Origin of the sequence: Janthinobacterium sp. SUN128, from assembly GCF_030587275.1 — a bacterium.
Taxonomy (GTDB): domain Bacteria; phylum Pseudomonadota; class Gammaproteobacteria; order Burkholderiales; family Burkholderiaceae_D; genus Janthinobacterium; species Janthinobacterium lividum.
In genome coordinates, this window is record NZ_JAPWHY010000001.1 from 1,665,593 (window position 1) to 1,692,262 (window position 26,670).

Annotated in this window: 23 protein-coding genes; 11 read left to right on the plus strand and 12 right to left on the minus strand. The window is 62.1% G+C overall.

The window, feature by feature from the left end:
• Position 1 precedes the first annotated feature (1 nt).
• Positions 2-2,887 (plus strand): PAS domain S-box protein, encoded by a 2,886-nt coding sequence (locus O3297_RS07550; protein WP_305048251.1) that lies wholly within the window; start codon positions 2-4, stop codon positions 2,885-2,887.
• A 4-nt stretch (positions 2,888-2,891) separates the two neighbouring features.
• Here O3297_RS07550 and O3297_RS07555 read toward each other — a convergent pair whose 3' ends face one another.
• Positions 2,892-6,092: a PAS domain-containing protein gene (locus tag O3297_RS07555; protein WP_305048252.1), complete on the minus strand. Its 3,201-nt coding sequence runs from the start codon at positions 6,090-6,092 to the stop codon at positions 2,892-2,894.
• 140 nt (positions 6,093-6,232) lie between these two features.
• Between O3297_RS07555 and O3297_RS07560 the strand changes: the two genes are divergently transcribed.
• Together O3297_RS07560 and O3297_RS07565 are read left to right on the plus strand one after the other, a co-directional pair.
• Positions 6,233-7,138 (plus strand): alpha/beta hydrolase, encoded by a 906-nt coding sequence (locus tag O3297_RS07560; protein ID WP_305048253.1) that lies wholly within the window; start codon positions 6,233-6,235, stop codon positions 7,136-7,138.
• Positions 7,139-7,236: 98 nt separating this feature from the next.
• Positions 7,237-8,448 carry a hypothetical protein gene (locus tag O3297_RS07565; protein WP_305048254.1) on the plus strand — a complete coding sequence of 404 codons (1,212 nt, stop codon included), beginning with the start codon at positions 7,237-7,239 and terminating at the stop codon, positions 8,446-8,448.
• Positions 8,449-8,709: 261 nt separating this feature from the next.
• On the opposite strand, the gene O3297_RS07570 is transcribed toward O3297_RS07565, so the two are convergent.
• Entirely contained in the window at positions 8,710-9,240 is a 531-nt protein-coding gene (locus O3297_RS07570) for an SRPBCC domain-containing protein (protein ID WP_099387828.1), read from the minus strand.
• 130 nt (positions 9,241-9,370) lie between these two features.
• On the opposite strand from O3297_RS07570, the gene O3297_RS07575 reads away from it, so the two are divergent.
• Genes O3297_RS07575 through O3297_RS07590 form a run of 4 tightly spaced genes read left to right on the plus strand, consistent with a single transcriptional unit; the run spans position 9,371 to position 14,033 of the window.
• Positions 9,371-9,805 (plus strand): MarR family winged helix-turn-helix transcriptional regulator, encoded by a 435-nt coding sequence (locus O3297_RS07575; protein ID WP_070279648.1) that lies wholly within the window; start codon positions 9,371-9,373, stop codon positions 9,803-9,805.
• Positions 9,802-11,376, plus strand: coding sequence for a DHA2 family efflux MFS transporter permease subunit (locus O3297_RS07580; RefSeq protein WP_305048255.1), 1,575 nt, complete (start codon positions 9,802-9,804; stop codon positions 11,374-11,376). Before O3297_RS07575 ends, O3297_RS07580 begins: the two co-directional genes overlap by 4 nt.
• Positions 11,377-11,381: 5 nt before the next feature.
• On the plus strand, positions 11,382-12,842 hold the full coding sequence (locus O3297_RS07585) for an efflux transporter outer membrane subunit (RefSeq protein WP_305048256.1): 1,461 nt from the start codon (positions 11,382-11,384) through the stop codon (positions 12,840-12,842).
• 21 nt (positions 12,843-12,863) lie between these two features.
• Entirely contained in the window at positions 12,864-14,033 is a 1,170-nt protein-coding gene (locus O3297_RS07590) for an HlyD family efflux transporter periplasmic adaptor subunit (RefSeq protein WP_305048257.1), read from the plus strand.
• A gap of 101 nt (positions 14,034-14,134) precedes the next feature.
• Here O3297_RS07590 and fusA read toward each other — a convergent pair whose 3' ends face one another.
• The gene (gene fusA, locus O3297_RS07595) at positions 14,135-16,243 is read right to left on the minus strand and encodes an elongation factor G (RefSeq protein WP_305048258.1); all 2,109 of its coding nucleotides are present in this window, start codon (positions 16,241-16,243) and stop codon (positions 14,135-14,137) included.
• Positions 16,244-16,602: 359 nt separating this feature from the next.
• Here fusA and O3297_RS07600 point away from each other — a divergent pair, with 359 nt between their 5' ends.
• Complete coding sequence (locus tag O3297_RS07600; protein WP_034784590.1) at positions 16,603-17,661, plus strand: phospholipase A; 1,059 nt, start codon at positions 16,603-16,605, stop codon at positions 17,659-17,661.
• 63 nt (positions 17,662-17,724) lie between these two features.
• Here O3297_RS07600 and O3297_RS07605 read toward each other — a convergent pair whose 3' ends face one another.
• The 9 genes from O3297_RS07605 to mltG form a co-directional block, all read right to left on the minus strand.
• The gene (locus O3297_RS07605; protein ID WP_034784591.1) at positions 17,725-17,922 is read right to left on the minus strand and encodes a hypothetical protein; all 198 of its coding nucleotides are present in this window, start codon (positions 17,920-17,922) and stop codon (positions 17,725-17,727) included.
• A 153-nt stretch (positions 17,923-18,075) separates the two neighbouring features.
• Complete coding sequence (locus O3297_RS07610; RefSeq protein WP_034784592.1) at positions 18,076-18,324, minus strand: hypothetical protein; 249 nt, start codon at positions 18,322-18,324, stop codon at positions 18,076-18,078.
• Positions 18,325-18,424: 100 nt separating this feature from the next.
• Positions 18,425-19,348, minus strand: a complete 924-nt coding sequence (locus tag O3297_RS07615) for a methyltransferase domain-containing protein (RefSeq protein WP_077404687.1) — start codon at positions 19,346-19,348, stop codon at positions 18,425-18,427.
• Positions 19,349-19,604: 256 nt separating this feature from the next.
• A complete protein-coding gene (locus tag O3297_RS07620; RefSeq protein ID WP_305048259.1) occupies positions 19,605-20,255 on the minus strand; it encodes an ankyrin repeat domain-containing protein in 651 nt (216 codons plus the stop codon).
• Between the two features lie 16 nt (positions 20,256-20,271).
• Positions 20,272-21,051, minus strand: a complete 780-nt coding sequence (locus O3297_RS07625) for a TatD family hydrolase (protein ID WP_035819052.1) — start codon at positions 21,049-21,051, stop codon at positions 20,272-20,274.
• An 86-nt stretch (positions 21,052-21,137) separates the two neighbouring features.
• A complete protein-coding gene (locus tag O3297_RS07630) occupies positions 21,138-21,524 on the minus strand; it encodes a VOC family protein (RefSeq protein ID WP_305048260.1) in 387 nt (128 codons plus the stop codon).
• Positions 21,525-21,655: 131 nt separating this feature from the next.
• A complete protein-coding gene (locus tag O3297_RS07635) occupies positions 21,656-22,684 on the minus strand; it encodes a DNA polymerase III subunit delta' (RefSeq protein ID WP_151095412.1) in 1,029 nt (342 codons plus the stop codon).
• Positions 22,685-22,699: 15 nt separating this feature from the next.
• Entirely contained in the window at positions 22,700-23,341 is a 642-nt protein-coding gene (tmk, locus tag O3297_RS07640) for a dTMP kinase (RefSeq protein WP_151095414.1), read from the minus strand.
• A gap of 21 nt (positions 23,342-23,362) precedes the next feature.
• Positions 23,363-24,349, minus strand: a complete 987-nt coding sequence (gene mltG / locus O3297_RS07645) for an endolytic transglycosylase MltG (protein ID WP_034784598.1) — start codon at positions 24,347-24,349, stop codon at positions 23,363-23,365.
• A gap of 176 nt (positions 24,350-24,525) precedes the next feature.
• On the opposite strand from mltG, the gene O3297_RS07650 reads away from it, so the two are divergent.
• From O3297_RS07650 to O3297_RS07660, 3 genes are read left to right on the plus strand one after another with little or no spacing between them, the layout of a single operon-like run.
• Entirely contained in the window at positions 24,526-25,641 is a 1,116-nt protein-coding gene (locus tag O3297_RS07650) for a folate-binding protein YgfZ (RefSeq protein ID WP_305048261.1), read from the plus strand.
• Positions 25,642-25,648: 7 nt separating this feature from the next.
• Positions 25,649-25,939: a DUF4936 family protein gene (locus O3297_RS07655; protein ID WP_034784600.1), complete on the plus strand. Its 291-nt coding sequence runs from the start codon at positions 25,649-25,651 to the stop codon at positions 25,937-25,939.
• Positions 25,930-26,667: an NRDE family protein gene (locus O3297_RS07660; protein ID WP_034784601.1), complete on the plus strand. Its 738-nt coding sequence runs from the start codon at positions 25,930-25,932 to the stop codon at positions 26,665-26,667. The genes O3297_RS07655 and O3297_RS07660 overlap by 10 nt, the downstream gene beginning before the upstream one ends.
• The last annotated feature ends 3 nt before the right edge of the window (positions 26,668-26,670 follow it).

Sequence of the window (26,670 nt, forward strand, 5' to 3'; positions counted from 1 at the left end):
CATGACCAGCTCCCCTGCCACCAGCAGCCAGGCCGGCGCCAGCGGCGTCGCCTTTTTGCTGCAACTGGAGCGCCGGCTGCGCCTGCTGCAAGACACGGGCGAGATCCTTTCCCTGTCGGCGCAGCTGCTGGGGCAGCGCCTGGGCGCCCAGCAAGTGGCCTGTTTCGATATCGACCAGGCACTGCAGTGCCCCACCCTCCAGCATGCGTGGAGCGATGGCCTGGCTCCGGGCGCCGCCGGCGAGTATTTCCTCGGCGATTACGCGGCAGGCCTGGCCGAGGCGCTCGGCGCGGGCCAGGCGCTGGCCGTGAGCGATGTGGCAAGCGACCCGCGCACGGCCATGCCGGCCGCACTGGCCACGTTTGCGCGCCTGGGCATCCGTGCCTTCCTGAACATTCCCATTGCCAAGGATGGCCAGCTGGCTGCCCTGTTCGTCGTGCACAGCCGCACGGCGCGCCTGTGGCATGCGGACGAAATCGAACTGGCCGTGCAAGTGTCGGAACGGGTCTGGTCGACCATTTTGCGGGCCCAGGCGGAAGCGCGGCTGCGCACCCTCAGTGCCAGCATGGAAACGCAGGTGGCCGAACGCACGCGCGAGTTCGGCCGCACCTGGAACGTCAGCCCCGATTTGCTGGGCGTGCTCAACCTCGACGGCTATTTCGAACATTCGAACCCCGCCTGGCAAGCCACCCTGGGCTGGTCGGCAGAGGAAATCCGCACGACAAAGTTCCTGGAACTGATCCATCCCGAAGACTTGCCGCGCACGCATGCGGCCTGGGAGGCGGCCAACCAGGGCCAGCCTGCCTTGCGCTTCGAAAACCGCTACCGCCACAAGCTGGGCGGCTGGCACTGGCTGTCGTGGGTGGCCGTGCCCGAGGGCGACAAGGTGTATTGCAGCGCGCGCGACATCACGGTGGAAAAGAAGCTGGAAGCGGACCTGGCCGCGCGCAACAGCGAGCGCGAACGGCTGTGGCGCAGCGCGCAAGACCTGATGGTGGCCATCGATGCCGAAGGCTGCTTCGCCGCCGTCAACCCGGCCGCCACCGCCATCCTGGGCTGGCTGCCCGAGGAAATGCTGGGCCGCAGCATCTTCGATTTCGTGCTGCCCGAGGACGCCGCCGCCACGCGCCAGGCCTTGCTGCAGGTCGGCAAGGAATCCATGCCCAGCTTTGAAAACCGCTACCGGCACCGCGATGGCGGCCACCGCTGGCTGTCGTGGGTGGCGGCGCCCGAAGGCGACCTGGTGTTTGCCACCGGGCGCCATGTCACCCTGGAAAAAGAGGCGCAAAACACCTTGCACAGCATGCAGGAATCGTTGCGCCACAGCGAAATGGCCCTGCTGCAATCGCAAAAACTCGAAGCGCTGGGCAAGCTGACGGGCGGCGTGGCCCATGATTTCAATAACGTCCTGCAAATTATCTCCGGCAACCTGCAACTGCTGCAGCTGGGCCTGGACGACGACCCGCTGGCCGCCAAGCGCATCGCCAGCGCCTCGGCCGCCGTGGAACGGGGTGCCAAGCTGTCGGCCCAGTTGCTGGCCTTTGCGCGGCGCCAGCCATTGAAACCGCTGGTGACGGACCTGGCGCAACTGCTGCGCGCAACGGAAGAGCTGCTGCGGCGCGCCACCGGTGAAACCATCGAAACGCGCTTGCAGCTGGCCGACAATTGCTGGCGCGCCCTGGTCGACCCGCACCAGCTGGAAAACGTTATCCTTAACCTGGCCATCAATGCGCGCGACGCCATGGATGGCCAGGGCCAGCTGACCATCGAACTGAGCAACTGCGTGCTGGGCAACGACTACGCGGCCCGCCATGCGGACGTGACGCCCGGCGACTACGTGCAGCTGGCCGTCTCGGACACGGGCACGGGCATTCCGGCGGAGTTGCTGGACAAGATTTTCGAACCGTTCTTTACCACCAAGCGCGAAGGCGAAGGCACGGGGCTGGGCCTGTCCATGGCCTACGGTTTCCTGCGCCAGAGCGGCGGCCACCTGACGGTGGACAGTTTACCGGGCCATGGCAGCACCTTCCGCATCTATCTGCCGCGTTCGCTTGAAGCGGAAACGGAACTGCCGCTGCAACTGGGCGGCCCCGTGCTGGGCGGCAAGGAAACCATCCTTGTCGTGGAAGACGACGTGCAGGTGCAGACGACGGTGGTGGACATGCTGCGTGGCCTCGGCTATGTCGTGCTGCGCGCCAGCGATGGCGAAAGCGCGCTGGCCATCATCGGCAGCGGCGTCCCCATCGACCTGCTGTTTACGGACGTGGTGATGCCGGGCAAGGTGGCCAGCACGGCACTGGCGCGCCAGGCCCGCGTGCTGCTGCCGCAGCTGGCCGTGCTGTTTACCTCGGGCTACACGCAGGACGCCATGATGCAGGGAGGCCGGCTGGAACCGGGCGTCGAATTGTTGAGTAAACCCTACCGGCGCGAAGACCTGGCGCGGCGCATCCGCCACTTGCTGGCCAATGGCCGCCACGTGACGGCCCTGCACCACTACCGCGCGCAGCTGGCGCCGCAGTCTCCCACGCCCGCGCAATCGGAGGCGCGACATATCCTATTGGTGGAAGACAATGCGGACGCGCGCGCCATGACGGGCGAGCTGCTGGACATGCTGGGACACACGGTGCTGGCCGTGGGCACGGCCGAGGAAGCCTTGCCCCTGCTGGGCACGCCGGGACTGGAGCTGTTGCTGACCGATATCAGCCTGCCGCAGATGTCGGGCGTCGAGCTGGCCGAGGTTGCGGCGCGCGACCATCCGCAGCTGGAAGTGGTGTTTTCCACCGGCCATGCGCCAGCCAATTCCGGCGTGCTGGACCCGCAGGCGCGCTTCCTGGTGAAACCATTTACCATGGAACAATTGCAGCAAGCCTTGCTGCCGCCGGACTAACCGTCTAGTAAACGTCGAGCCGGCGCGCCTTCAGTGCACCGGCCAGCTCTTCCAGGCCAAACGGCTTGCGCAGGAAGCGCGCGCTGGCGTCCTGCATCAGGCTGGCGCCCCAGTCGTGGCCGGAAGCAAACACCACCTCCAGCTGCGGCCAGTGCGTGCGCGCATGGCGCGCCAGTTCCAGGCCGGACATGGTGGGCAGGCTGATGTCCGTCACCAGCACGTCCAGGCCCGGCAAGGCCAGCAGGGGCAAGGCTTCCTCCGCGCTGGACACGCCGTGCACGGTGTGGCCCAGCATATTGAGCATTTCCGTCGTCATTTCGCGTGCATCGTCATTATCTTCCACCAGCAGGATGCGCCGCCCGGACGGGTCGGGCGCGCCCACCAGGCGGCGGTCGGCCAGCAAATGGCGGATGCGCCGCGCCAGGTCTTCGCGCTGGTAGGGCTTGCTCAACAGCTCCACGCCCGGGTCCAGCCGCCCGCCCTGCATGATGGCATTGTGCGTGTAACCCGAGGTAAACAAGATGGCCAGCTCCGGCAGCAGCAATTTGGCCTGCTGCGCCAGCTCCTTGCTGCTGACGGGGCCCGGCATGACCACGTCCGTAAACAGCAGGTCGATGGCCACGCCCGTGCCCAGCAGGGCCAGCGCCGAGGCGCCATCGTCCGCATGCAGCACGTCGTAGCCGAGGCCGCGCAGCATGTCGACCACGGTGTGCTGCACAGGAGCATCGTCTTCCACCACGAGGATGGTCTCGCTGCCGCCCAGCACGGGACCCGTCAGGCCAGGTGGCGGCTCGGCCAGCGTTTCCAGCGAACGGGGCAGGTAAATCTTGAACGTCGTGCCGGCGCCCGGCGCGCTGTGCACCTTGATGTGGCCCGCGCTCTGGCGGATGAAGCCGTAGGCCATGGACAGGCCCAGGCCCGTGCCCTCGCCTTCGCGCTTGGTGGTGAAGAACGGCTCGAAAATCTGGTCGATCACGTCGCGCGCCATGCCGTGGCCCGTGTCGGTGATGGTCAGCAGCACGTATTGCCCCTCCAGCACGTCCGCATGCCGGCTGGCGTAGGCGGCATCGAGCGTAACATTGCTCAAGGTAAAAGTCAGGCGCCCGCCCTTCTGCATCGCGTCGCGCGCGTTGATGGCCATGTTCAGCAGTACGTTTTCCATCTGGTTCGGGTCGACCAGGGTATGCCACAAGCCTTCGCTGATGAAGGTTTCCTCGGTAATCGCCTCGCCCAGGGCGCGCCGGATCAGCTCATGCATGCGACGCAGCAAACGCCCCAGGTCCGTCACCAGCGGCCGCAAAGGTTGACGCCGCGCAAAGGCCAGCAATTGCGACGACAGCTTGGCGCCCCGCTCGACGGCCGATGCGGCCGATGCGAGACGCCTGGCCGCCTGCGGATTGTCGGCCACCGTCAGTTTCAGCAACTGCAGATTGCCCGAGATAATTTGCAGCACGTTGTTGAAATCGTGGGCCACGCCGCCCGTCAGCTTGCCGATCGATTCCAGCTTTTGCGCCTGCAATAAGGCTTGCTCGCTGCGCACCAGTGCCAGCCGCGCCTCTTTTTCATCGGTGACGTCGCGGCCGATGGCGTGGATCAGCTTTTGCGCAGGCACGGCCGTCCAGGAAATCCAGCGGTAGCCGCCATCGCGGCGCCGGTAGCGGTTTTCCATGCGCAAGGTGGGCGCGCCATGGGCCAGGCGCGACAAGTCCTTCAAGGCGGCCATGCGGTCGTCGGGATGCACGAGGCTGATGAAATCCATGCCCAGCGACTCGATTTCCGGCCGGTCCAGGATCTGGCTCCAGGCGGGATTGACGGCGATGATCATGCCGGCCAGGTCCGCCACCAGCATGATGTCGGTCGACAGCCGCCACATGCGGTCGCGGTCGGCAGTGCGGTTGGCCATTTCCACTTCCAGCGAGGAGTTCAGGTAAGCCATCTTTTCCAGCACGTTCTTCTGTTCCTGCACGTCCGTATTCGTGCCTACCCAGCGCAGCACCGTGCCCGCCTCGTCGAACAGCGGCAAGGCGCGCGCCAGGAACCAGCGGTAGGCGCCGTCGCTGGCGCGGCGCATGCGGAATTCGTGTTCATAGGCGCTGGCGGTAGCGACGGCCCGGTCCCAGCTCTGCTGGGTGGACAGCATGTCGTCCGGATGCACGCAGTGGCGAAAACCGCTGGTGACCAGCGACTTCAGCGATTGCCCCGTGTAGTCGCAGACCTGCTCGTTGACCCAGTAGGTGGCGCCGCTGCCATGCGCCAGCCAGGCCTGGTTCGGCATGGTGGAGGCGAGCGAACGGAACTGCGCTTCGCTGTCGAGCAAGGCATTGCGCGCCTGCCAGTGCTCGTCGATATCCTCGCACGAGCCATACCATTTCACGGGCTGGCCGCGCTCGTCCTGCCGGCAATACGCGCGCGAATGCACCCAGCGGTACTGGCCGTCCTGCCGGCGCACGCGCATTTCCTGGTCGAAAGGTTGGCCACTACCCACCGCTTCGCTCCAGGCCGCCAGGGAATGGGGCACGTCCTCGGGGTGGATGGCGTCCAGCCAGCTGGTGCCCAGGCCGTTGCCACCCGTCCATTCGCGCCAGCGCTGCGCCACATAATCGAGCTTGCCGTCGACGTCTGCCGTCCACAGCACTTGCGTGTTCAGTTCGATGGCGTAATGGAAGTGTTCGCGGCTGTCGTGCAGCGATTGTTCCAGCTGGCCCCGCTCGATGACATGCGCGGCCACGCGCGCGGCCAGCGCCAGCAATTCGATCTCGGGTTGCGTGGGATGGCATGGCGCCTGGAAAAACAGGCCCAGCACGCCCAAGATATGCCCCTTGGCGCCAAACACGGGGGCGACCCAGCAGGCGCGGTAGCCGTGCAGCATGGCTTCCTTGCGTCCGGCGCTCCAGTTCACGTCGCGCGTGATGTCGCCGCAATACACGGGTGCGCCGGAAAAGGCGGCCGTACCGAACGGGGATGGCTGGTCGCCGCCATGGCGCAAGGCCAAGCACAGGTCTTGTGGCAGGCTGGGCGCGGACAAGCCGCAAAAGCGGTCGGCTTCGTCGATGAGCACCAGGCAGGCATGCGCGCCGCCGTCGGCCAGGTCTTGCAGCGCCTGCAACAAATGCTCCAATGCATGGGCCAGGTTAGCGCCTGCCGCGATGCTGCCCAGCGCAGTATGCTCGGCGTCCAGCAAGGAAAGAATGTTGTTTGCGTGCACCGTGTCGATAAGGGGAAAACTGATGCCCGAAATATACCATGGGGCACCCCTCTTGCAGGAGGAAAACAGCGCACCGCTTGATCTCTGCACCCACGCGGCCCTATGCTAAAGTGTTGCTCTCTTCTCAAGCGAATCCCAGCATGCCTACCTCCTTGCCGTCCTCCCTGATCGCCACCGCCCTGCTCGCCTCCGCCCACGGCGCCGTCGCCGCCCCCATGAGCCTGGACGACTACCTGGCCCTGAACGGCCCCCCGCCTACGGCGCAGATCGCCTATGGCCCCGCGCCATCGCAGTACGCGCAACTGTTCCGGCCCGACGGCAGCGGACCGTTTCCCGTCGTCGTGCTCGTGCATGGCGGCTGCTGGACGGTGGCCTTCGGCGGCATCCAGCAGATGCGCAACGTGGCCGGCGCCCTCGTCGCGCAAGGCATCGCCGTATGGAATGTGGAGTACCGCCGGGTCGACGAGCCGGGCGGCGGCTATCCGGGCACGTATGAGGACATGCACGCAGCCCTGGACAGCCTGCAGCAGCACGCGCCCCAGTACCAGATCGACACGAGCCGCATCCTCGCCATGGGCCACTCGGCCGGCGGCCAGCTGGTGCAGTGGATCGCAGGCAGGGAAAAGCTGCCCAAGACCAGCCCCCTGTACCGTGACAAGTTCCTGCCAGTGAAAAACATCGTCAGCCTGGGCGGCCTGGCCGACCTGCGCCATGAAAAGGAATTGATCAAGACCAGCTGCGAGCGCGACATCGCGCAGCTGGCAGGCAGCGCCAGCACCGAGCGCCCCGACATCTACAGCGACACCAACGCGGCCGACCTGATGCCTAACGGCACACGCACCGTCCTGATCACAGGCGAGCTCGATACCATCTCCCCGCCCCGCGTCGCGCACGACTACGCGGCCAAGGCCCGGCTGGCTGGCGACCATGCGGAAGTGCTGATTTTGCCTGGGGCCAGTCATTATGACGAGATTGCGGCGACGTCGAATGCTTGGGAGATGATTTTGCCGGTGGTTCGGGGGATGCTGGGGATGGAAGCGAAATGATGAAAGTGCAGCCTGAAGCGGGCGCCATAACAGCAAAAGCATATCCAACAATAGAAGTTACGCCACCATAATTAACATCTTAGACAATAAAACTTATTTTGATTGACGGCAAAGGTTTGATTGTGCAACCCATTCAAGTCTATCTAGATAGCAGCGATTTTTCTGATATCACGAATATCAAAAAAAAGTCATCCGAATATAGCGATGTATTGAATTACCTACTAAAAAAACGTGATGAAGGCCTAATTCAAATTCGCTTTAGCGAAGCACATGTCGTTGAGGCAGCCCCCACAACTACGGATTCCATTCCAGCAGCAATAGAAAGACTGAAAATTATCCAGGAAATTTGCGGGAAGAACTCTTTAATTCACCCTATTGACTTAATAGCTTACGAAGTCTCATCTAATGCAATTCCAGGCTCTAACGATGGTCGTTCTCACATCTTTCGCAGTGACGCCAATTGGTTACCAGCCTTATTTGAATTCTCTGAAATTATCCCTGACGCAGAAAAATCTCTGCAACAAGATATCGAAAAAATGGGACGACCTGAAAGAAGAAAATATCTAAAAAATGGAAGGCCGACACCACTTTGGTACGGAGAAATGCGGGAGGCAAATAATGCAACAGGAAGTATGATTGCTAATGATCTCCCTTTGACAACTGACGCTATCCGCATATTCAGGAAATACTTTATCGGAGATGCTTCCCGAAAAGAGGCCTTAAAAGCATTACGTGACTCAATAACTGATTTAGAAGTATTTGGCAATTGGTATAAAAAAGATTGGGGAAGGGCCTCTGATATCTCTCGTCATCTACGCGATATCGGAGCCGAGTTTGAAACTGCACTTGATGATGCACGTAGACAGTTCGAATTAATGATACTGGAGCAGACTGAAGCGGGGGCCGATTCTAAAAAACTACTTGACTTGTCAGTGCGTGCGTTCCATGAGGTTCTGGCCAACAGCAGTAGTCGTCTAGTAAATAAATTGGCACTACAAATTGGAGCAACTCCGAAGCTTTCAGAAGATATCTGGCAAACATCACCGGGTTTGACTTGTTCTGTAACATTGGCGATGCATATAGCGCGACGGTCAGTCGCAGCTAAGCTGCCGAGAAGTCCAAAGTCTAGTGACTTCCCCGATTGCTATCATGCAATTTATCTGCCGTACGTTGATGTCTTTCGAGCTGATGGTTTTATAGCCGGAATGCTTCGTGAGTGCAAAATACCATTGTCAACGGTAATTGTGGATAAATTTCTACAACTTCCCGTCAAGATTGATGAGTTGTTAGAAGCTCGAAAAGTGCAATAGCAAACAGCGATGTTGAATAATTCTTCCAGTTATTCCCGCCAGACCGCTTTGGTGTAAACGCTCATCAGGACCCACGAGCACAAGATCAAGCCGAGTAGGCCACCGCTGTCAACCCAGGCTCCCCGGGCCCAGCGAGCCTGAAAAATGGCCAGGGCAAGGCGCGCGGGCGAAGACAGTACGCATGTACGGCGAGCCCAAGCAACGCAGCCATGGACATTTTCTCAGGCCCGCGACTCAGGCCCGCCGTTCAAAACAATACGATCACTGAACCCGCGCCAGGTACTGTGCCAACTGGCCAAAGGTCGCCTTAAACCCCTCCTTCATCGACTCAAACCCCTGCTTGAAAGTCTCATGCTGCTCATCCGTCGCCTTGTGCGGCGTGGACCGCAAGGTCATCGTCGTCTTGCCATTCTCTTCGGTAAGCGTCATGGTATTGAACGATTCCAAAGGCCAGGTAGCGCTGACCGGATGCTGCACGGCATTGCCCTGCTTGTCGGCAAACGACAGGATCGACACGATGCGTTCCGGCGCTTCAATGGACTGGTAGGTGAACTTGCCCCACATCTCATAGCCATTGTCGGCGCGCATGCCGTAGTGGAAGACTCCGCCCGGTTTGAGATCCAGCGCCAGCACGCTCAATTCGAAGCCGACGGGACCCCACCATTGGGCCAGGCGCTCCGGCTCCACCCACGATTGAAACACCAGTTCGCGCGGCGCGTCGAAAGTTTGCGTGATGACAAAGTCGCTGCTGTCGCGGTGCTGTCCGTCCTGCTTCTGTTCTGCGGTGGTCATGGCGCTCTCCTGAGGATGATGGTCTGGCACTAATGTACCAGCGGCGCCGATAAACGGGAAGGCCTGTACGCCTGCCAAACGCGCATGCTAAAATATTCGTTAGAAACCTAACTATTAGACGGCTCACCTTATGACTTCTATCGAAGAGCGCTTTTCCGCCGCCCTCCACAAGACGGCGCGCGGCTGGCGCCATGCCATCGACCGGCGCCTGAAAGACCTGGACCTGGGGCAAGCGAGCTGGATGTGCATCGCCATGATCGCCAAGTCGCCGCAGCCGCCGTCGCAAAGCGAGCTGGCCCATCAATTGGGCGTGGAAAACCCCACCATGGTGTCGATGCTGGACCGGCTCGTGAAATCGGGCTTCGTGCAGCGCCAGCCATCGGAAACGGACCGCCGCGTGAAACTCGTCGTGCTGACCGAGGCGGGTCTGCAGGTGTATGACACCGTGCGCAAGGAAGCGGATGGCTTCCGCAAGGAACTGCTGCAGGGAATTGATCCCGATCAACTGCGGGCCGCCACCGAACTGCTGGAAGCGTTACAGGCGGCCACGGAGAAATCCGCATGAGTTCGGCCACAGCCGGCGCCACACCGGCGCTGCCCGCTTCACTGGACCCCAGCCTGAACCGGCGCATGATCACGATTTCGATCATGCTCGCCACCATCATCCAGGCGCTCGACGGCACCATCGCCAACGTCGCCCTGCCCCACATGCAAGGCAGCCTGTCCGCCTCGCAAGACCAGATCACTTGGGTACTCACCTCCTTCATCGTTGCCGCCGCCATCGCCACGCCCCTGACGGGCTGGCTGTGCGACCGTTTCGGCCAGAAGAACACCTTTCTCGTTTCCGTGGCCGGCTTCACGCTCGCTTCCGTGCTGTGCGGCTTGTCCGCCACCCTGTCCGAGATCGTCGCGGCCCGTCTGCTGCAAGGCGTATTTGGCGCGGCGCTGGTGCCGCTGTCGCAGGCGGTGCTGCTCGACATCAATCCGCGCGAAAAGCACGGCTCGGCCATGGCCATCTGGGGCATGGGCGTGATGATCGGCCCCATCCTGGGACCGACCTTGGGCGGCTGGCTGACGGACAGCTACAGCTGGCGCTGGGTCTTCTTCATCAATATCCCCATCGGCGCCATGGCCTTCTATGGCATCTGGCGCTACATCCGCAAGGACCCGCCGAACCGCCGCATGAACTTTGACATGTTCGGCTTTGCCACCCTGAGCCTGTCGATCGGCGCGCTGCAGATGCTGCTGGACCGGGGCGAGCAGAACGACTGGTTTTCTTCCACGGAAACGTGGATCGAAGCCATCGTGCTGGCCATGAGCTTGTGCTACTTTATCGCCCACACGGCCCTGCGCCCGGCCGGCAAGTCCTTCCTCGACTATCGATTGCTGAAAAACTCGAACTATGTGAGCGGCTTGCTGTTCATCTTCATCGTCGGCATGGTGCTGTTCGCTACCCGCGCGCTGACGCCGTCGATGCTGCAAGGCTTGATGAACTACCCGGCGGCGATTGCCGGCCTGGTGACGGCCCCCAGCGGGCTGGGCACGATGCTGGCCATGTTGATCGTCGGCAAGCTGACGGGCAGGATCGACACGCGCATCCTGCTGGGCGTGGGCTTTTCGATCACCGCGTTCTCGCTGTGGCAGATGGCCAATTTCACCCTGGACCTGGTGCCGAAGACCGTTGTGTGGAACGGCATTATTCAGGGCATCGGCCTGGGCCTCGTCTTCGTGCCGCTGAGCGCGGCCACGTTTGCCACCCTGTCGCCGCAGATGCGGGCGGAAGGCACGGCCATCTACAGCCTGGTGCGCAATATCGGCAGCAGCATCGGCATCGCCCTCGTGCAGACCTTGTTGGTGCGCAATACGCAGATCGCCCATGCGTCCTTGACGGAACACATCAATATCGCCAACCCGGCCCTGCATGACCCTGCCATTGCCAGCGTCTACAACTTGGGTACGGCTTCCGGCATGGCGGCGCTGAATGGGGAAATCACGCGGCAGGCGTCGATGATCGCCTACCTCGACGACTTCTGGCTGATGATGTGGCTGACCATCCTCGTGCTGCCGCTCTTGCTCCTGATCAAACCACCGAAGAAGAATGCGCCCGTCGTGGTCGACCACGCGGCCATGGAATAACCCTCATGCACACACCTATGAAACTCTCCCTGCGCATATTGGCGCTCAGTTTGGCCCTGGCCGGCTGCGCCAGCATCCCGCCCGACACGCAGCAGTTGCCGCAGCAAGACCTAGCCACGATACAGCTGGCGGCCGACATCCACCTGGCCAGCGAAGGCTGGCCCGCCGCGCAATGGTGGCGCCAGTTCCAGGACGAGCAGCTGGACCAGCTGATTGAAAGCGCCCTGTCCAGCAGCCCGAACCTGGACGTGGCGAATACCCGCATCGGCTCGGCCCTGTCCGCGTTTGACGCGCTGCATGCGCAGCGCGGCCCCAGGGTCGACCTGGGCGCGAATGCCAGCCGCCAGCGCTATTCCGCCAACGGCCTGATGCCCGCCCCCATCGGCGGCAATTACTACAACGAGGTGACCGTGGGCATGCAAGCCCATTACGACCTCGACTGGTGGGGCAAGCACAAGGCGCAGATCGCGGCCAGCCTGGGCGAAGTCAACGCCCGCCGTGCCGAATACGCGATGGCGGAACAGATGCTGGCCGCCGAGATCGCCCGCCACTACTTCAGCATGCAAAATGGCTGGGCCCGCATGGATAACCTGCATGCGCTGGTCAAATTGCAGCAGCAACTGGTGCTGGACAAGGAAAAGCGCATCGCCAACGGCCTCGGCGTCAGCGACGACCATTTGTCGGCGCAAACGCGTTTGAGCTTGCTGCAGCAACAGATCGCGCTGCTGGAAACGCAGGTCATCACGGAACGGGAAGCCTTGCGCGCGCTGTTGGGAACATCCTTGGGTGCGGATGCCTCGGCCCTGGCCAGCCTGCAGCCGAAAGAAGCACAGGCGCTGCCGCACGCCCTGCCCGGCAAGCTGGGCATGGAATTGCTGGCGCGCCGGCCCGACTTGCAGGCGGCGCGCTGGCGGGTGCAGGCAGCCATGAGCAATATCGAAGCGGCGCAGGCGTCGTTCTACCCCGATATCGACTTGAGCGCTTCGTTTGGCCTGGATGCGATAACACTGGGCAAGCTGCTGCAGTCCGGCAGCCGCACCCTGTTCATCGGCCCGGCACTGTCCTTGCCCCTGTTCGACAGCGGCCGCTTGCAGGCGCAGCTCGGCGGCGCGCGCAGCGAACGCAATGAACTAATCGCCGACTACAACCAGAGCGTCTTCAATGTCGTGCGCGATGTGGCGCAGGCGGGCGCCAGGGTGCAGGGCGTGGAAAACCAGCTGCGCCTGCAGCAGGAAAACCTGCGCGCCAGCGAAGCGCAGTTGCGCAATGCGAATGCGCGACTCAAGCAAGGTCTGGCCGACCGCGCCACCCAGCTGAATGCGGAAATGACCGTGCGCGGCCAGGTGGACCTGGGCATGCAGCTGCAAAACCAGCGCCAGAACGCGGAAATCAATCTGACCGTGGCCCTGGGCGGCGGCTACCGGGGCAGCAGCGACTTTTCCGCCAACGCCACAGCCAAACAATAACCATCGATTACGGAACAAATCATGAGCAGCGATACCACAGCAACGACCACTCCAACCGAACAGCCCGGCAAGCGCAAGGCCGTCCTCATCGCCATCACGGTCGCCTTTCTCGCGGCTGGCGCGGCCTGGGGCGCGTATTACCAGCTGGTGCTGGCCAAGGAAGAAGTCACGGACAACGCCTATGTGGGCGGCAACCTCGTCACCCTGTCCGCGCAAGTGACGGGCAATGTCGACGCCATCCGCGCCGACGAGACGCAAATGGTCAAGGCGGGCGCGCCCCTGATCACCCTGAACGCCATCGATGCGGAGCTGGCCCTGAGCCAGGCCGAGGCACGGCTGGGCAACGTCGTGCGCCAGGAGCGCGAGCGCTATGCCAATGTGGCGCAATACGATGCCGTCATCGGGCAGCGCCGCCTGGCACTGGCCACGGCGCAGGGCAACCTGGCGCGCCGCGCGCCGCTGGCGGCGGACCAGACGATTTCAGGCGAAGACCTGGCCCATGCGAAACAGGCCGTCGACGACGCGAAAGCGGCCTTGACGGTGGCCCAGCGCCAGGCCGAATCGGCCAAATCGGGCGTGGCCGGCGTGAACCTGGCCAGCCATCCGGCCGTCCTGTCGGCCCGGAGCGACGTGCTGCAGGCGTGGCTGACCTTGCGCCGCAATGCCGTAGTCGCGCCCGTCTCGGGCTACGTCGCCAAGCGCAGCGTACAGCTGGGCACGCACGTGACGCCGGGCACGCCCCTGATGTCCATCGTGCCGCTGGACCAGTTATGGGTCGATGCCAACTTCAAGGAATCCGAATTGCGCAATATCCGCGTGGGCCAGGCGGCCACCATCGAAACGGACTTATATGGCAGCAAGGTGGTCTACCACGGCAAGGTACTGGGCATGTCGGCCGGCACGGGCAGTGCGTTTTCCCTGTTGCCGGCGCAAAACGCCACGGGCAACTGGATCAAGGTGGTACAGCGCGTGCCCGTGCGCGTCACGCTCGATGCCAGGGAACTGGCCGCCCACCCGCTGCGCATCGGCCTGTCGACCACGGTGACGGTCGATACCAGCCATGGCGAAGGCGCGACGTTGGACCAGCCGATGGTGGCGTCCACCGTCTACACGACCAAGGCGCTGGAACAGCCCGTGGACGAGGCGGAGAAGATAGCCGATGCGATCATTGCGCAGAATCTTCTGAATTGATGCGTAGGTCGGGTTAGCGCAACGCGCGTAAGCCGACACCACCAACGGCCTTGGCCAACAATGTTGTCGGATTACGCGGGGCTTTGCCCCGCTAATCCGACCTACTTGGCTTTGCCAGCCGCCGCCACCTGGTCGAGTATATGCTTGGGCACGGCCGCATAGTGCTTGAATTCCATCGTGTAGGTGGCGCGGCCCTGGGTCAGCGAACGCAAGGTGGTGGAATAGCCGAACATCTCGGCCAGCGGCACCAGGGCCTTGACGATGCGGCCCGCGCCGCCGGGAATGTCGTCGACACCCTGTACCATGCCGCGGCGGGCCGTCAGGTCGCCCATGACGTTGCCCATGAATTCTTCCGGCGTTTCCGCCTCCACCTGCATCATCGGTTCCAGCAGCACGGGCGACGCTTTGCGCATGCCATCCTTGAAGGCGATGGAGCCGGCCATGCGGAAAGCGTTTTCGTTCGAATCGACGTCGTGGTAGGAGCCGAACGTCAACGTGGCCTTCACGTCGACGACCGGGTAGCCGGCCAGCACGCCCGACTTGAGGGTTTCGGCGATGCCCTTGTCGACGGCCGGGATGAACTCGCGCGGCACCACGCCGCCCTTGATGGCGTCGACGAACTGGTAGCCGGTGCCTGGCGGCAAGGGTTCCAGTTTCAGCACTACGTGGCCGTACTGGCCCCGTCCGCCCGATTGCTTGACGAACTTGCCTTCCACGTCTTCCACCGCGCGCGTGATGGTTTCCCGGTACGCCACCTGCGGCTTGCCGACATTGGCTTCCACGCCGAATTCGCGGCGCATGCGGTCGACCAGGATTTCCAGGTGCAATTCGCCCATGCCCGACATGATGGTCTGGCCCGACTCTTCATCCGTATGGACCCTGAACGACGGATCTTCCTGCGCCAGCCGGTTCAGGGCGATGCCCATCTTTTCCTGGTCAGGCTTGGTCTTGGGTTCGACCGCCTGGGAAATCACGGGTTCCGGGAAGATCATCTTTTCCAGCACGATGATGTGGTCGATGGCGCACAGGGTGTCGCCCGTGGTGACGGCTTTCAGGCCCACGGCGGCGGCGATGTCGCCCGCATACACTTCCTTGATTTCCTTGCGCTCGTTCGCATGCATCTGCAGGATGCGCCCCAGCCGCTCGCGCGCGCTCTTGGTGGGGTTGTAGACCATGTCGCCCGAATTCACCACGCCCGAATACACGCGGAAGAAGGTCAGCTGCCCCACGAACGGGTCCGTCATGATCTTGAAGGCCAGGGCAGAAAAATGCTCGTCGTCCGTCGGGTGGCGCTCCACCTCGTTGTCGTGCTCGTCATGGCCCATGATGGGTGGCACTTCCATCGGTGACGGCAGGTATTCGATGACGGCGTCGAGCATCGCCTGCACGCCCTTGTTCTTGAAGGCGCTGCCGCACAGCATGGGCACGATCTCGTTGCGGATGGTGCGCGCGCGCAAGGCTTGCTTGAGCTCGGCTTCCGTAAACGTGTCGCCATTCAGGTAGCGCTCCGTCATCTCCAGCGTGGCTTCGGCCGCGTTCTCGACCATGTGGTCATGCCACTCCTGCGCCTGCGCCTGTAGTTCCGCGGGAATCTCGCCATAGCTGAACTGCACGCCCTGGCTGGCGTCGTCCCAGGTGATGGCGCGCATTTTCAGCAGATCGATCACGCCCGTGAAATGCTCTTCGGCGCCGATGGGCAGCTGGATGGGCACGGCCACGCCCTTCAGGCGCTCGGCGATCTGCTTGCGCACGCGCAAAAAGTCCGCGCCCACCCGGTCCATCTTGTTGATGAAGGCGATGCGCGGCACATGGTATTTATTTGCTTGCCGCCAGACGGTTTCCGATTGCGGCTGCACGCCGCCGACGGCATCGTAGACCATCACGGCGCCGTCGAGCACGCGCATCGAGCGCTCGACTTCAATCGTGAAATCCACGTGGCCAGGCGTATCGATGATATTGATCCGGTGTTCGGGGAAATTGCCGGCCATGCCTTTCCAGAAGGCCGTGGTGGCGGCCGAGGTGATGGTGATGCCCCGTTCCTGCTCCTGTTCCATCCAGTCCATGGTGGCGGCGCCATTGTGCACTTCGCCGATCTTGTGATTGACCCCCGTATAAAACAGGATGCGCTCGGTGGTGGTGGTCTTGCCGGCGTCGATATGGGCGCTGATGCCGATGTTGCGGTAGCGCTCGATAGGTGTTTTGCGGGTCATCACAATCTCCATGGCTAGCCCCGGCATCACTGGGTTTGCGCCGGTTTTCCAGTGTAGCAGACATCGATTTGGGCGGCACGGCAGCGTACCGTTTACCAAGCGCACAACACCAGCAGGCCCGCGCACGTCTGCGACGCGGAGGCTAATTGCGGATTCGGCTATACTTCCCAGACATTAATTTTTGAACTTTAATTCAACAAAGATTAATAAAAATCAATACGCATGGCATCCTGCCATGCAAGGCGACGCCGCCGGCATGCAGCCCAGGTGCGCACCGAACGACATGCCCTACTCAGCTTATGACTATCCAACTAAGAAAAATAATCCTTTCCTCCCTGCTGGCATCGCCGGCGTTGGCCATGGCCGGCGAACTGGAACAGCAAATGCAGCGTTGCGCCGTCCTTGGTGACGCCAGTGCCCGCCTGGGCTGCTTTGACACCCTGGCCAAGGCGGCGGAAAAGGCCACCATCGCGGCCGGCGGCGATCCCGTCACCGCGGCAGTGACCCTGGCTGCCGCTGCCGAGGTCGCGCCCCTCACGCCAGTCAGTCCGCCGGGCGTGGCCACGCCGGACGCCGTCAACGCCGCCATTCCCGCCATCGCGCAGGCTGGCGCGGCGCCACCGGAAGCGCCGATTTCGCGCACGCAGCAATCGTGGGAACTGAATGAAGCGTCCAAGCGCGGCCTGTTCAACTTCCGCCCGCACCGCGACACCTATCTGCTGCTGGCCAATTACAGCGACGCTTCGAACGACGAACCGTTCCAGGATTTCACGCCGGCCGGCATCAAGAGCCAGCATGTGGAATTGACATTCCAGCTCAGCTTCAAGATGAAGCTGCTGGAAGACATCGCCGGCACGCCCATCGACATGTGGTTCGGCTACACGCAGCAAAGTTTCTGGCAGGCGTATAACCGCAAGGCATCGAGCCCCTTCCGCGAGACCAATTACCAGCCTGAGCTGATGCTGATCTTGCCGATTAACAAGAATTTCGCTGGCGTGGAATTCAATTACCTGAACTTCGGCCTCGTGCACCAGTCCAACGGACAGACGTCGACCCTGTCGCGCAGCTGGAACCGCGTGTATGCCGAGCTGGGCATGGAGAAGGACAACCTGGCCGTCACGACGCGCGTCTGGCACCGCCTCGACAATGGCAAGACCGACAATGACAATATCGACATCACCGATTACATGGGGCATGGCGACTTGCGCGTCAGCTACCGCAACAAGGGCCACGAGTACGCCGTGACAGCCCGCCGCAATTTCAGCAAGAAGCATGGCTCCATGCAGGCCAGCTGGGCCTTCCCATTGAAGGCCAACCTGAAAGGCTATCTGCAACTGTTCTCCGGCTATGGCCAGAGCTTGATCGACTACAACTATTCGCAGAAATCGATCGGCGCCGGTTTCATGGTCGACCTGTAAGCCAGGCAGTACCGCAAACAAAAATGGCGCCAATGGCGCCATTTTTTATGGGAAATATCGGGTTTATCGCCGGCCGCCGCCCAGCACGCGCGCCGGCAGCATGACGATGGCGCGCAGCAATTCGAACACGCCTTCCACGCCGATGCCGATCAAGCGGAATGGCAGCAACAGCAGCCAGGCCAGCGGATACAGCACGAGGGCCAGCAAGGCCAGGGGCCAGCACACCAGCAAGAGCAGCAGCCACAGCACGAATCCCAGCATCGCGTTCCCCCTAGAATGAAATGTGCGGAGCAAGCCGTGCTTGCCCCGCTACCGTGACAGCACTATATGAAAGCGCAGCGACGGCGGCAACGGCCATGCGATGAACTGCGCGCTGCGGGGATGAACGGTGCAAAAACGGGAATGAACGGGGACTTACTGGCCGACGCAAATCACTTTCGTGATGTATTCATGCGCATTCGGCTTCTTGCTGGTGGCCCATTTGATGGCCTGGTTTGCATCTTCGATGGTCATGACGGTGGCCTTGTCCTTCGACTTGATGAAGGACACGCCTTCAAACACGCCTTCCTTGCTGCGCATTACCTTGGCAAACACGGGCGGCCTGGTCTCGCCATCGCTGATTTTGTTCTGTTGCACGAGGTAACGCTGATCGATCTGTTCCATGATAGTAAAGCTGTCCAGTGGGTAAAAGACGAAATATACCCTGAATGGACAAACGCCGCAGGACGAAATCGCTGCGGCGTTGCCTTGGAATTAACGATGCTTATGCGTAGACGGCGTTCTGCACCACAGGCTGCAGGTTGACGTCATAGATCACCTGGGCGCGGATCGACGCTTCCAGCGAGGGAATCGAGCCGCCGGCGCGGTACTGGAAACTCACTTGCAGCACGTCGCCCGCCTTCACGGCGACCGGCGTGGCCAGCGGCAAGCACATGTAGTGGTTCAGCCAGTCGATGGTGGTCGAGCGTTCAGGCACCACGGCCAGGATGTTCTTGGTAACGAAACGCAGGGCGTTCAGGGTGCCGCTGCGCTCGACGACAAACTTGCCGTCAAAGCCGAACACGCTGTCCGTCGGCTGGCTGAAGTCGATGATGCTGTAGACGGAAGGCGGCGCCAGTTCCTGCACGCCAGGATGGATGGCCGTGGTTTCCTGGAATTGCACGATGGGCGCGTAAAAACCCTCGAAATCGTATTCCTGCTGCATCGGCTGCACGGCCATGATGACGGCTTCGGGCAGGAAGATGGGCAGCGGGCCGCCAAAACGGGCCAGGTAGCGGCGCTTGAACGATTCGATCACTTCCACTTGCTTTTCGCGCAGCATGCCGACATGGATCATTTCGCAGATGACCACGTCGACGGGCTCGGGCGGCAGGTATTCGAAGGCATCCGCGTGGACGACTTCGACTTTTTCACCGTTGGGATTGAGCGCCAGCATCTTGCGCGCTTCCTTGACCATGTCCGGATTGAACTCCACGCACCACACCTTGTCGGCGCGCGCGGCCGCAAACCACGACAGCACGCCCGTGCCGCCGCCCAGCTCCAGCACCTTCATGCCGGGTTTTACCGCGTAATCGATCGCCGACTTGAACCCGTGCATGCGGTTCTGGTCCATCAACATATTGTGGTGGTAATGGACGGGGATAAATTGCCCCAGGTAACAACTCTCGATTTCTCGTTCATTCAGCATGTCTGTCCTCTTGGAGTCTGGCTCCGATGGCCGATCGGTTTTGTCATTCCAGAAAGCAGTGATATCGCACGGGCTGCGCGAGGGGCGGCGACAATACAGCCGGCGCCTGACGGTGATGTGATGACCCATGCGAGGTATCTCCTGATTAATGCGACACGATCATTATCGTTAATCGGCAAGGAGAACAAAGGGCTGAGGTGAGAGGCAATTCCATGCCAGTTTCAGCGCTGGCATGGAAAGTATTGAAATTAAAACATTACTTGCGGGCTGCGCGCGCCTTCTGTGCCGCTTCGATGATGGCGACCACGCCGGGCTTGTCGCCCGCCTGGGCAAACTGCACGGCCATCCAGCCATGGTCGCTTTTCAGGCTGGCGTCCGCACCCCAGGACAGCAGCAGCTTGACGGCGCCCTCCTGCCCTTCGCGGGCGGCAAACATCAGCGGCGTGACGCTGGCGGGCGCGCGCGCATCGACCACGGCATCGCGGTCAAGCAATATCTTCATGATGGGCAAGTCGCCGGCCGAGGCCGCATAGTGGAGCGCCGTCCAGCCGCTCTGGTTGACCTTGGCGCCCTTGGCCAGCAAGGCGTTCACGGCGTCCTGCTTGTGCTTGTAGGCGGCCATCATCAGCGCCGTGTTGCCATTGGCCGAACGGGCTTCGATGTCGATGCCGGGCGCGTCGAGCAGCACCTGGAACACCCGGTCCGCATCGTCGCGCAGGGCCAGCACGAGGGGAACGTCGCCCCGCTGCGCGTCAGGCTGGTTCGGATTCATGCCCTCCGCCAGCATGCTGCGCACGCCGCTGGCATTATTGACGGAGACGGCGCGGAAGAAAGCGTCCGGTTCCGGCGCCGCCTGGCTGGCGGTGGCGCAGCACAACAGCATCGCCAGGGCGAGTTTTTTCATCATGTCTGACCTTAAGAAGTTACGGCAACTGATTGAATAACTTGAAGAAATTATCCGTCGTCTGCTTCGCCACCTGGTCCAGCGGGATGCCTTTCAGGGTCGACAGGTATTCCGCCACGTGGGCCACATAGCCCGGCTCGTTCATGCGGCCGCGGAACGGCACGGGCGCCAGGTACGGCGAATCCGTCTCGATCAGGATGCGCTCGAGCGGCACTTCCAGGGCCACGGCCTGCAAGTCTTTCGCGCTCTTGAACGTGACGATGCCGGAAAAGGAAATATAGAAACCCATGTCTATGGCGGCGCGCGCCACTTCCAGGGATTCCGTAAAGCAATGCATGACGCCGGCCACGCCGCCGTCGGACACGCCCGCGCCCTCTTCGCGCATGATGCGTATGGTGTCTTCACTGGCCGCTCTTGTGTGAATAATCAAGGGCTTGCGTGTGATTCTTGAAGCTTTGATGTGAGTGCGGAAACGCTCGCGCTGCCACTCCAGGTCGCCCGTCAAACGGAAATAGTCGAGACCCGTCTCGCCGATGGCGATGATCTTCGGATGGTCGGCCAGGCGGACCAGGTCTTCCACGGACGGTTCAGGCGTGTCCTCGTAGTCGGGATGCACGCCGACGGACGCGAAAATATGCGGATACTGCTCGGCCAGGGCCAGCACCTGTGGAAAGTCCGGCAAGTCGACGGACACGCACAAGGCGTGTGTCACCTTGTTCTCGGCCATCTTGGCGAGGATCTCGGGCATGCGAGCAGCCAGCTCGGGGAAATTGATATGGCAATGGGAATCGATATACATAAGGCGGGATTGTACCGGAGCGGGCGGAATCTGGCAGGGGGAAGGCGCAAATCCGTCCTGCCGCTGACGACTCCCGCGCAGTCCCCCTACTGCCCCTGCGGCGGCTGCCACAGCTCTACCTTGTTACCCTCGGGATCGATGACCCAGCCGAACTGGCCATATTCGGAATCGGGCGCCTTTTCCAGCACGTTGCAGCCCTCGTCGCGCAGGGCTTGCAGCAACGCGTCGAGGTCGTCGACGCGGTAGTTGATCATGAAGGACGCCTTGCCGGGCGCGAATTGTTCGTTGTCATTGGCCGCGACGGACCAGATAGTGGTGCCGCCAGTGGGCTTGCCGTCGGCGTCCGTCCAGGTGAAGGCGGCGCCGCCCCACGGCTTCACGTCCAGGCCCAGGTGGCGCTGGTACCAGGCGCGCAGCGCGGCCGGGTCTTGCGCGTGGAAAAAGATGCCGCCGATGCCAGTGACTCGTTTCATGCACGCCTCCGTTGCTGTCCAGTGCCTTGACTGTAACACCGGGGGCCAGGCGTGGCAAACGATGCGGCGAGCCTTCCGCCGGGCCAAGAAATAGATAATTTACTTTAACTTGACCACGCAAGCACTTGATTTTATTGACAACTGGATGCGTAGTCGAGCAGCATGTCTTCCAAAAACAGCTTGGGCGACAAGGGGTGCTCGGCAATCGCCCGGCGTTCGTTCGCCGCCTTGATCGCAGCCATCAACCGGCTCACGTTGATGCGTCCTGCCAGCGCTTCCAGTTCGCGCCGGTGGCGCGGGTAGTAGCGGATGCTGCCGGACAATTTGACGGAAAACACGTCGTACAGCCAGCGCTGGAGCGATGCCACGAGCGGCGCCAGCGGAGACTTCTGTAATTTGTCCGCCGCTTTCAGGGCCGCTTCCACGCCAGGGTTCGCCAAGACTTGCAGCAATTGTTCCGTTTCTTCGCGGCCGCCCGATTCGGACTGGGCCAGCGCTGCCAGCGGCGCGCCGCCCTGCTCGCGCAGCCAGCTGTCCGCATCGTTCAAGCCTTGCTGCTTGAGCCACGTCAAGGCCTGCTCGTGGCTGGGCATCGGCAAGGCGAATTTCCTGCAGCGCGACAAGATGGTCGGCAGCAAGCGGTCCAGGCTGTTCGAAGCCAGCAAGAACAAAGTGCCCGGAGGCGGCTCTTCCAGGGTTTTCAGCAAGGCGTTGGACGCGGGCGTGTTGAGCGCCTCGGCCGGGTACAGCACCACCACGCGCAAGCCCTGGCGGTGCGTGGAAATATTCATGAAGTCGGCCAGGTTGCGGATCTGCTCGATCTTGATGTCTTTCGACGGCGTCTTGGTCTTGGCGCTTTTCTTCGCGCCCTCGCCCTCTTCGCCGTCGTCGGCCACGTCGTCTTCCAGCGCTTCCGGACGGACCCGGCGGTAATCGGGATGGTTGCCCTGGCTAAACCAGCCGCATGAGGCGCACGCGCCGCAGGCATGGCCGTCGGCGCGCACGTCTTCGCACAGTAATGCCTGCGCGAAATGCTCGATGAAGTCGGCCTTGCCGATGCCCTGCGCGCCATGGAACAAAATGGCGTGCGGCATGCGCGGGCGCAAGGCTTGCAATTGCTGCCAGGCGTTCTGTTGCCACGGATAGAGAGGACTATTCATTTTATTCCTTATCAATCAGTGGCTTGCAATACTTTGCTCAAGCAATACATCAAGCAGTTTTGCCAGCTGTACTTGAATATCGGCAATGCTTTGCGTGGAATCGATGATGCGGAAGCGTTCCTGGAACTGGGCCGCGCGGCGCAGATACTCGTTGCGCGTGGCGGCAAAGAAATCGGCCTGCTCCTGCTCGAACTTGTCGAGCGCACGCGTGGCGTCCAGGCGGGCACGGGCCACGGCCAGCGGCACGTCGAACAGGAAAGTCAGGTCCGGCTGCAAGTGCGGGTGCACCCACGCTTCCAGCGCTTCCATCTTGCGCAAGTCCATGCCCCGGCCCCCGCCCTGGTAGGCGAAGCTGGCGTCGCTGAAGCGGTCGGAAATGACCCACTCGCCCCGATCGAGGGCTGGCGCGATCACTTGCGCGATATGTTCGCGGCGGCTGGCGAACATCAGCAAGGCTTCCGTTTCCAGGTGCATTTTTTCATGCAGCAGCAGTTCGCGCAGTTTTTCGCCCAGGCTGGTGCCGCCCGGTTCGCGCGATGAAACGAGGCTGACGCCACGCTGCTGCAGGTAGTCGGTGACAAAGCCGATATGCGTCGACTTGCCCGCGCCATCGATGCCTTCGAAGGTGATGAAGCGGGGTTGATAGTGTGGTGTCATGAAGCTTCTAGTTTGAAATAATTAACGCTGGTATTGATTCACGGCGCGGTTATGGTCGGGCAAGTTGGCCGAGAACTGGCTGGTGCCGTCGCCCCGCGCCACGAAATACAGCGCTTGCGTGCGGGCCGGCGCCAGCGCCGCCGTCAGCGACTGCGCGCCAGCCAGGGCGATCGGCGTGGGCGGCAAGCCGCCGCGCGTGTAGGTATTGTACGGGGTGTCCGCTTCCAGGTCGCGTTTGCGGATCTTGCCCTGGTAGTTGTCGCCCATGCCATAGATCACAGTCGGGTCCGTCTGCAGCAGCATGCCCGTCTTGAGGCGGTTGACGAACACGCCGGCAATCATGGCGCGCTCGGACTTTTGCCCCGTTTCCTTTTCCACGATGGAAGCCATGATCAGCGCTTCGTACGGGTTTTTATATGGCAAGGCGGGGTCACGCTTGTCCCACGCTTCGGACAGGCGGCCGATCATGGCCGTATGCGCCTGCCTGAAAATCTGCATTTCGCTGGCGCCCTTGGCAAACAGATACGTATCCGGGAAGAACAAGCCTTCCGGGTGCACATATTCCGGGCTGATTTTCGCCATCAGTTCCTTGTCGGACAGGCCCGCGGTATCGTGCTTGAGACCGGGATGGTTGGCCATCGCCAGGCGCATCTGTTTGAAGGTCCAGCCTTCGATGATGGTCAGCGACTCTTGCGCGAATTCGCCGCGCGCCAGCTGCGTGATCAAACGCTGCGGCGTGGTGCCCGGTTTCAGTTCATAGGAACCGGCCTTGATCTTCGAGGTCTTGCCTTCGATGCGCGCCAGCATGTTGAACAGGATGGGCACGATGGGCACTCCCGCGTCCGCGATCTGCTGGCCGGCCGCATGCGCGCCGCTGCCCGGGCTGATCGTAAACGGAATCGCTTCTCCGTCCGTGGTGATGGGCTGCTGCGCCCAGTACACAAAAGTACCGCCCACGCCGATAGCGGCGATGACTGAACTGACTACAAGTTTTTTAAAGAAAGCCATTGTTCCGATTCTTGTGATGCGAGCGCTGATGGCCAACGTCCGCTTGTTATGATCGTTCATTTGTGAAGCAAGTGCGCGCAAAGCGGCGCCAACACTGGCAATCTTGCCGTTGCCGACGCAATCTGCGCGACATCACTATAATGAACCCGTAATGATAATGCTTAATCGCTGATCTAATGGAAATTATGAATAACTGGAATCAATTTTTAACAGCCCAAGGCGCCCGCCCCGTTGCCATCGATGGCGCGCCTGACGGCACCGCCCCCATCACCGCCGTCCCTATCCATGATTTCGGCCAGTCCCTGACAGTGCCCCAGCTGCAAGAAGGTTTTGTCGCGGCCATCACGGACCAGGGCTTGATCGGCTTGAGCGGCGACGATGCGGCCAGTTTCCTGCACGGCCAGCTGACCAACGATGTGGAACACCTGAACCAGGAGCAAGTGCGCCTGGCCGGCTACTGCACGCCGAAAGGCCGGCTGCTGGCCAGTTTCCTGATGTGGCGCAACGCCACCACCATTTATCTGCAATTGCCGCGCGCCATACAGCCGGCCATCCAGAAGCGTCTGCAGATGTTCGTGCTGCGCGCCAAGGCCAAGCTGCACGATGCATCCCTTGATGAAACCAATCAAGTTGTCCTGGGCCTGGGCGGCAAACAAGCCAGCGCGGCCCTGTCCGGCTGGTTCCCGGCGCTGCCCGCCACGCCGTTCAGCAAGGTCGAGCATGAACTGGGTACCCTGCTGCGCGTGGCCGATGCGTTCGGCAGCGCCCGCTATGAATGGCTGACGTCGGCCGCCACGGCGCGCGACGCGTGGCCGCAGCTGGCGCAAACGCTCGCCAAGGGCGGGATTGACGCCTGGCGCTTGTCGGAGATCCACGCGGGCATCCCGCAGATCACGGCCGCCACGCAAGAGCAGTTCGTGCCGCAAATGATCAACTTCGAGCTGCTGGGCGGCGTCAATTTCAAGAAAGGCTGCTACCCGGGCCAGGAAATCGTCGCGCGCAGCCAGTACTTGGGCAAGCTCAAGCGCCGCACCACCCTCGTCAGCATTGCCGATCCCTCGGTAGTGGCCGGCGGCGAACTGTTTGCCGTCAGCGACCCCGAGCAACCTTGCGGCATGGTCGTCAACGCGGCGCCCAACGGTGATGGCGGCATCGACGCCCTCGTTGAAATGAAGCTGGGGGCGATCGAAGAAGGTGCAAGCGCCGCCGGCGCCGTGCGCTACGGTTCGGCCCAGGGCGCTCACGTGCAGTTCCTGTCCATGCCTTACGTGCTAGACGCACTCGACTTGTGAGAATGCCATGAAAGATTTGTACATTTATTACCAGGTCAAGGAAGAGCACGCCCAGGCGCTGGAAGCCCGGGTCCGTGCCTTGCAGGCAAAACTGGCTGCCGCGTCCGGCGTGGCGCCGCAATTGAAGCGCCGCCCTGACGCCAAGGATGGCTTGCAGACGTGGATGGAAATCTACCCCGTCGTCGGCGAAGGTTTTACGGAGCTGTTGGCCAGCGCGTCCGACGAAGCGGGATTGCTGTCCTTGACGGCTGGCGCGCGCCATACGGAAGTGTTCATGGATTTGCCTCCATGTGCCTGATCGTTTTTGCCTGGAAAGTCAATCCGCACATCCCGCTGATTGCCGCCGCCAACCGCGACGAATTCTATGAACGCGCCAGCGCCCCCGCCGGCGCCTGGCCCGAGCACCCGCAAGTGTATGCGGGCCGCGACCTGCAGGCGGGCGGCAGCTGGATGGGCATCACCCAGGCCGGCAGCGGCAGCTCGCGCTTTGCCGCCATCACGAATATCCGCAGCCCGCAAGACCGCAACCCGGACGCCCCCTCGCGCGGCGCCCTGGTAGCCGACTATCTGGCCGGCAATATGTCGCCACAGGATTACATCGCGCAAATCCGCCCCGGCTGCACAGCCTACAACGGCTTTAACCTGGTGCTGGGCGATGCGGACACCCTGATCTGGTTTTCCAACCGGGGCGATGGCGATGCGCGCAATGGCCAGCCATTGGAGCCGGGCATCTACGGCCTGTCGAACGCCCTGCTGGACGCGCCGTGGCCGAAAGTCCTGAAGACCAAGGCCCAGTTCGCCAGCCTGCTGTGCCAGGGTGCGCCCGACGAGGCGTATTTCGACATGCTGGCTGACACCACGCGCGCACCCGATTTCCGCTTGCCGGACACAGGCGTGCCGCTCGACCTCGAGCGCGTACTGTCCGCCGTCTGCATCGAAACGCCGGGTTACGGCACGCGCACTTCCACCGTCGTGAAACTGTTCCCGGATTCTCCCGGCGAACTGCATGAGCTGGTGATCCAGTAGGTC